The sequence below is a fragment of the Rhodoblastus sp. genome (genome assembly GCF_052145335.1).
Classification (GTDB): domain Bacteria; phylum Pseudomonadota; class Alphaproteobacteria; order Rhizobiales; family Beijerinckiaceae; genus Rhodoblastus.
Genome location: NZ_JBKQOU010000079.1, coordinates 1 through 6714, shown reverse-complemented (window position 1 = coordinate 6714; position 6714 = coordinate 1). Strand labels below are relative to the sequence as shown.

At 53.2% G+C, this 6714-nt stretch carries 7 protein-coding genes and 1 pseudogene; 3 read left to right on the top strand and 5 right to left on the bottom strand.

Translation table 11 applies throughout. The features are described 5' to 3' along the window. Positions 1–483: 483 nt before the first annotated feature. The 3 genes from ACLP2E_RS05745 to ACLP2E_RS05735 all read left to right on the top strand — a co-directional run bounded on the left by ACLP2E_RS05745 (position 484) and on the right by ACLP2E_RS05735 (position 3410). A complete protein-coding gene (locus ACLP2E_RS05745) occupies positions 484–672 on the top strand; it encodes a hypothetical protein (protein ID WP_442465394.1) in 189 nt (62 codons plus the stop codon). Positions 673–829: 157 nt separating this feature from the next. Beyond that, positions 830–2479: a cyclophane-forming radical SAM/SPASM peptide maturase GrrM/OscB gene (gene grrM / locus ACLP2E_RS05740; RefSeq protein WP_442465393.1), complete on the top strand. Its 1650-nt coding sequence runs from the start codon at positions 830–832 to the stop codon at positions 2477–2479. 34 nt (positions 2480–2513) lie between these two features. Continuing rightward, complete coding sequence (locus tag ACLP2E_RS05735; RefSeq protein ID WP_442465392.1) at positions 2514–3410, top strand: hypothetical protein; 897 nt, start codon at positions 2514–2516, stop codon at positions 3408–3410. A gap of 127 nt (positions 3411–3537) precedes the next feature. Here ACLP2E_RS05735 and ACLP2E_RS05730 read toward each other — a convergent pair whose 3' ends face one another. The 5 genes and pseudogenes from ACLP2E_RS05730 to ACLP2E_RS05710 all read right to left on the bottom strand — a co-directional run. Further along, the gene (locus tag ACLP2E_RS05730) at positions 3538–4401 is read right to left on the bottom strand and encodes an aKG-HExxH-type peptide beta-hydroxylase (protein ID WP_442465391.1); all 864 of its coding nucleotides are present in this window, start codon (positions 4399–4401) and stop codon (positions 3538–3540) included. Between the two features lie 862 nt (positions 4402–5263). Next, complete coding sequence (locus ACLP2E_RS05725; RefSeq protein WP_442465390.1) at positions 5264–5437, bottom strand: tyrosine-type recombinase/integrase; 174 nt, start codon at positions 5435–5437, stop codon at positions 5264–5266. Beyond that, complete coding sequence (locus ACLP2E_RS05720; protein WP_442465389.1) at positions 5434–6024, bottom strand: tyrosine-type recombinase/integrase; 591 nt, start codon at positions 6022–6024, stop codon at positions 5434–5436. Before ACLP2E_RS05720 ends, ACLP2E_RS05725 begins: the two co-directional genes overlap by 4 nt. Positions 6025–6041: 17 nt before the next feature. Further along, positions 6042–6146: pseudogene (locus ACLP2E_RS05715) on the bottom strand (IS481 family transposase); the annotation flags it as partial. A gap of 57 nt (positions 6147–6203) precedes the next feature. Then, positions 6204–6714: hypothetical protein (locus ACLP2E_RS05710; RefSeq protein WP_442465388.1), on the bottom strand; the 511-nt coding region annotated here is incomplete at its 5' end.

Sequence of the window (6714 nt, the reverse complement as noted above, 5' to 3'; positions counted from 1 at the left end):
CGGCTCAGCAAAAAATCAGCACCATTACGAGCGTGAAGGCGGCGATGCACGAGATCGCTTCAGGGTGCATAGAACTGAGAGTGCTCTGATCTATCGGCACGCGAGGGGGGCCTCAGCCCAGGGCTGTTTAGTGCGGCGGTTTTCTGGTGGGTTCGGGTGTCAGGAGCCATCTTGGCTTGAGAATTTGTTACCAAACAATTCAATGACTTAATCGGAAGCCATAATACTTGAGAATCCGTTTGATTTGAGAATATGACTTGAAAAAGCCATTTAACTCGATAATTTGTTGCCGCAGTATTATAACTTAATGTCTTGATATAATTGGCTATTTTGATCTGATATTCTGGAGTTAAATGGCTTTTTCGTCCTGAAGTTCGATATTCTCAAGCCAAGATGGCTCCTGACACTCCGTCCTTGACTTCGGTCGCTGACAGATTTACGCATGGTCCCATATCAAATTGCATATGTCTGGGGAGGTGTAAAATGAGCACTGAGGAACAGATCGCCGAACTTCGTCAGTGGCTTAAAGAGGACGAGACCCGAATGCAAGGCGGTAGTCCAACACCTTCGAGGTGGGCGGCGTTGGATGATGCGGTTCGGTTTGAGTTTAACGATTTCGGTCAGGCCCCTCCCGGTTCGCCTTTCGTGCAATGGAATCAATGGGGGCAGTAGTTTTCGCCGTACGTACCAAAGCTAAGCTAATTGCGGCAGCAGCGATCAACCGGCTTGGTTTGTGCGCCGGGTGTTGCGGCGTGCAATCTAGCACCACTTGATACACTGATTCTATTAAAATTTGACGGCTATATGCTACCTCAGGGCGGGCGCAACAGTGGAAGCTCATCCAAGCGTTGAGATGCTAATTTTCCAAACGACCCCGTTTTGCAACATTGATTGTAACTACTGCTACCTCCCACACCGTCAATCTAAAGCGAGACTCGATCCGTCAATAGTTGCGGATGCGGCGCGCCAAATCGCGAGCGCAAATTGGGTCGGTTCAACGCTCAGCGTGGTGTGGCACGCTGGTGAACCGTTGGCGGTAGGCGCCGAACATCTCAACCGATTGATTGACGCGTGTGGTCCGCTCAATGATGTGACTCGAGTTTTGCATCATGTACAGACGAACGCAACGCTCCTAAACGATGCCTTTTGTGATTTGTTCAAAAGGCAACGCGTACGGGTCGGGATAAGCATCGACGGACCTCAGTACGTTCATGACGTTCATCGTATTACGCGCGGAAAGACTGGCACGCATGACAAGGTGATGCGTGGTGTTCAGCTCTTGCGAGAGCACAATATTGCGTTCAGCGTAATCTGTGTGGTGACGTCCGCCTCAGTGGACAAAGCGCGTGAACTGTATACGTTTTTTGAGGAACTCGGTGCCGCATCTGTAGGCTTCAATATCGATGAGGTCGAGGGCACTAACCTCATTTCGTCGATGGACGAAGCTGGTTTCTTGGACCGCGTTGCAGTGTTTTGGAAGGACCTTTTTCAAGTTCACTTCGAGCGACGTGCCTTCGTTTTGCGTGAAGCCGATACTCTGGTTAGTTCTATTCGTCACAGCAAGCCTGGCAAGGTTCACAATCAGCAAGCGACGCCGTTCGCAATCCTTGCTGTCTCTGTCGACGGGGCCGTTGGGACATTCTCGCCGGAACTTCTCGGCCAACATCACGACCGGTTCGGCAATTTTTCCATCGGGCAAATTTCGTCAGAGCCCCTTAACGGCATGGCTCACAATCCGCGCTTTTTAGCAATGACAGCCGAAGTTGCCGCAGGGGTGTCGAAATGCGCGACTGAGTGTTCGTATTTTGAGCTGTGTGGTGGCGGCGCACCTTCAAATAAGTTGTTCGAAAACGGCACGTTCGATAGTACCTCGACAAATTATTGTCGTGCAATAAAGATGTCCGTTATCGACGCACTTTTATCTGAAGCCCGACGGCATAAACGCCACTACGAGCCTATCAACACACGCGCCGCATCAACTATAATCAGGCTCCCCGGTGTTCTTGATACGACGACCTGTCGTTCGTACCTAGAGAAAGCGCATAACTCCAATTGGCTCGCGTCCAACGTTAATGGGAACGGGGTGTCAAATAGGCACTATTCCCCCGCTCAAATTGATGCAGCTCCAATTTTTGCCAAAATCAAATCCGCTCTGCCGTCACAGGTCAACGGTTTGCGGATCGAACGAATCGCAGACGATCGCGCTATATTTCTTCGATACGTTGCGGGAGACTGCTTTCCCATACACCAAGACACGCCTTTTCGCGTTGATGACAGACATACGAGCATATATACACTCGTTATATATCTAAATGACGATTTTTTGGGCGGCGCAGCTAGTTTTCCAGATACCGGACAAATTGTAGCGCCTGAAGCCGGTATGGCGCTTCTTTTTCCGCACGATCTGCGTCATGAAGGCTTGTTGATTGAGCACGGCACAAAGTACGCTATTCACACGTTTGTTATGTATCGTGGGTGACCATGACTCATGGACTTTGATGTGCGGAGCAGCGATGGCAACCCTTTCGATGCAACTTTCTTCTGAGACGAAGGAGCTGTTGCCAGGCGTAGTGCTCCTTCAACAACACTCACAAACTGCTGGATTGAGCGGCCCGCGCGTATCCCTAAGTGATGGCTCATGCCAAGCTACCGCACTTACCAATATTGCGGCCAGCTATGGCTCGGGGGCCGTCGTGCCGCGACCGCCTTGGCGGACTCTCGCCGGCTCCGACGTGGCCACGTTGGTTGGCGCCGAGCCAATAGAAGTCGGGCAATGGGTCGCCATTGTTCAGGTGCCAGAGCGGATTCTGCGTCACTTTCGTGCCATCCGCGATGCGGGCCTTCAAAACAAGTCCGCTGACGTAGTTTTCCAACTCGCCGGCTCCGAAGAATACGCATTAGGGTTAAGGGAACTGCTGGCCGAGATGACTGCGCGATGTTGCAAGCCACGATATGACGGTGCTGGCATTAATACGAGACCTACTGGTCTTTCCACCTGTACTGTTAATTCGAATACGGGTTTGCTCACTGGAATGCATGTCGATACCTTTTATTCTCGCGAGCTTGAGCTAAGGGCGTTATCTCCCAATCGGATTTGTATAAACCTTGGAGCTGAGGACAGATACCTGTTGTTTGTCAATCTCCCGCTGCGGGAAATGCGCCGGCAGCTCGAGCAGCTTGGCGTTCGCGATGCACGTATCAACGATACTGGGCGAGGATTGGCTTGGGCGTTCTTTGAGTCTTTTCCGTCTTATCCCATCGTAAGACTGCGTATTGCCCCAGGGGAGGCTTACTTAGCCCCAACGGAGAATGTGGTGCATGACGGCTCAACTGAGGATAAGCGTCTAATCGACATAACTCTGACTATCCTCGGAACCTTCGCACCAGACACTTTCCGCGACGGTTTATAGGTTATAGAGTAGGGCGTCTTCTCCACGATAGGCAATCGACCATTGCCTCTGGTGCCCGCGGAGGGGACGCCTTTGGAACCGGGCCGCTTGCTCACGCGCGGTAAGCACGGTCAACCCGGAACACGGGTCACAGTGCCGACTGGAATTCTAACAGCAACCGATTAATATCGGGCCGCAAAAGCGGCCCGATTGTTACAAGTTGCTGCTTGTATTCTTTGCCTAAGAATCCACGACGCGCTCGATTTAGCTCTTCTGTTGCGTCATGCGAAGCAACATTACTCCGCGCAATCGCCCAAAATCGCGCGAGCCCATACCAGACGCAACAGGCTTGGACAAATGAATCTATGGGTAATGACCTGCCAGTCCATGGAGATATGGAATACAACGGATACAATCGGTTCGGATTTGCGCAAAACGGGTAAAATATTTCAACCTGGTCAAGGAACGTATGGATAGATTCGTGCAGTATAGCATTAGATATTGACGCGACCGAAACTTGATTGTTTTCAATTCCACGCAAAGAAATTAATCCCGGATACTCTCTCCATGACGACGAGCCAAACAAGCTGCGGTCATTATCGCCAGGCCGTATCCAAATTACCCGCACTCCATCGACAATCCATCGGAAGGCAGACGGAGAACTTTCCGCGATCAATGCAATCGCTCGTTCAACCTTCTCAGTCAACATTGACATATCGTCTTCAGTGAAACGCGGTCCGATCGGTCCCAGCACGTCCTCATAGCCAATGCCAAAATCAAGCGGAAGGAAGCCGGCGACATGTAAGGCTGGCACTGGGTCGTCAATATGCGGGTGATAGACCCACCGGTCGTCAGCTGTTACACCCGCCAGTGTTGGATCCTTCGGAAGTAAGCCATCTTTAACAGCCTGCGCTTTTATACGACTCTCGATCTCCGATGGTAGTTGTTGCGGATGTAGTTTGCGAGTCCGCATGGATAAGCCAGCAATCTTCGGAGAAAGGCTCGTTCGCATTCTTGATTCATCAGAAAACTGTAGCCATAGGCTATGTACAGGTAGGGTCACAGACTCTATTAACTGTAACAGCGAAAGATATTTTCCTACCGCTATAAGACAATGAGTGTCGAATCTAGCAACAACTCGCTCTCTTTGTTTGTATTCGCCCCACGATAGTCCAACGATGAGCTCTTCGATTTCTGATAACGTGTCCGCTCGCTCTAGCGACCACAGAGGTCTCGTCATTGACAAGCGAGGGCAAATTTCGCGAGCAATGGACGTTAGGAACTGCATCTCTGAATCATCGATGCAGCATAACGGCAAACGACTGGCTCTCTCAACGTTAATAGCAAGAGAAAATGCGCAGAGAACGGGCAACTCGGCGCGAGTTAGCCAATATCGGTCATTATTACTTCGTAGATGGAGTAGCCATGGACCTTGTGAGAGCGCCGATCCCTGCAGTGACGAAAGAAGCTGCTTAAACCACGTGGGGTCCATTCCACAATACACATCTATCAGCCTCTCAAGCGCTTGAGGCTCCCCGCAACGCTCGCCTTGCACAACCGAGGAACTTCGATGACTGGGGGAAGCCCTAAGTCCAGGGTGGCGAAACGCTTTTACCAGTGGACGGGGCGCGCCCCATTGATAAAGAAGTTGCGCGGATCGCAGGAAGCTCGCGTGGCCGTCCTGGTCGTCGCCGATCATCGATTTGTCAAGCCAAGAATCAAAGGCCTCATTCGCTGAACGGGCCGTTTCCGCGTTATATCTTTTCGCGCGTTCCGTTAGGCGGTGCTTGACGTCACAGTTCATTGCTACACGACCTTGTTCAACGTCATCCGTCAGACAATTGCCCTTACCTAGCTGAACTCTCCTGCCCGCGTCAGCAGGCAACCTTGAAGGTCGGGCTGTCCTCCGGACGGGTGCGGCGGTGATCGTAGATGCGCGTTGTGGCGATGTTGGCGTGACCGAGCCACTCCTGCACTTTCGCGATGTCGGCCTGGTGATCGAGCGCGTTGGTAGCGGCGGTCGCGCGCGGCGCGTGCGCGCCGATCAAAACCCCAGCTCCCCCGAATAGCGCCGCACCAGGCGATAGACGCCCTCCGCAGTGATCGCCGCTTCTAGCCGTCCAGTGCGGTTGTTGCGGACCGGCCGGAACAGCGCACCGGCCTCGTCGAGGCCGTGGCCGGCGGCGTCGAGGTAGTCGTTGATGAGTCCATTGGTGCTTGGATGCAGCGGCAGATAGCGCGTCTTGCCTCCCTTGCCGGAGACCTTCAGGTGCGGTACGCCTTTGCGCGCGTGCCGCAAATCCTTCGCCTTCAGCTTGCACAGCTCCTCGCGGCGCAGCGCGTGGAACAGCAACGTCGACAGGATGGCGCGATCGCGACGGCTCTTGACGGTGTCCCCGCCGGGCGCTGCGAGCAGGTCGCGCGCCTGATAATCGCCGATCGCTGGCGTCTTGCCTTCGCCGCTTTTGGTCTTCGACCGCTCGACGCCTTTGACCGGGTTATGGGTGACGGCGTTCTTCTCGCACAGATACTCGAACAGCGAGGCCAGCGCCGCGAGCCGGTGCCTGATGGTGGCTCCGCCGAACTCGCGCCGGCGCAGCTCGTCGCGCCAGGCGATCAGATGCGCGCGCGTCACCGTGCGAAATTCTTCCGGACGCCGGATCGCTTGGCGAGCGCTCTCAGGCTCTCTTGACCATGCTGTATCGCTCGACGCACTGCCTCTGTCGTGCGGTCGCTCCCGTGAAGAATCTGTCCCATAGCGCATCCCTCCAGCCCGAGGAGAAGATTGCACCATCAAACCCTGGGATCAAGCATCTAGGACCGACACAATTGGATGAGGAGGTCGCGCGTCACGACTGCGGCATGAAGACAATTTCCGGATGCCTGAGGTGTGTCCGCAGGCGTAAATTCGATATGGACGCCATCGATCTTGCATGAGCGATCATTGTATTCGCGATGGTGCAAATTAAAAAACAGTGGTGATAACCGCGTAATGAGAGCAATGTCGAGTTCCGACGTAATCACTCGGTGGGCTGCCTCGTCTCCTATGGGAAAGGGCGCGTAATGGACGTTGGCAAACCACTGCATGTGCTTTTTCAATTTATCGATGATATCAGCTTCGGCAACATTTTGGCGATATACATGATTGTAAATTAAGTGCAGAATATATTCAATGAACACCGAGTTGTATTCGGCTAGCTTTGAGTTCACCGCACCGCTGCCAGGTGCCCAAAGCAGTGATCCATTGGCTGCGACGAAGAGATGAGCAAGATCGTGCGACGGCTCTGTTGCTGTTAGCCCGTCGTGTTTATACTCGTCTTGATTG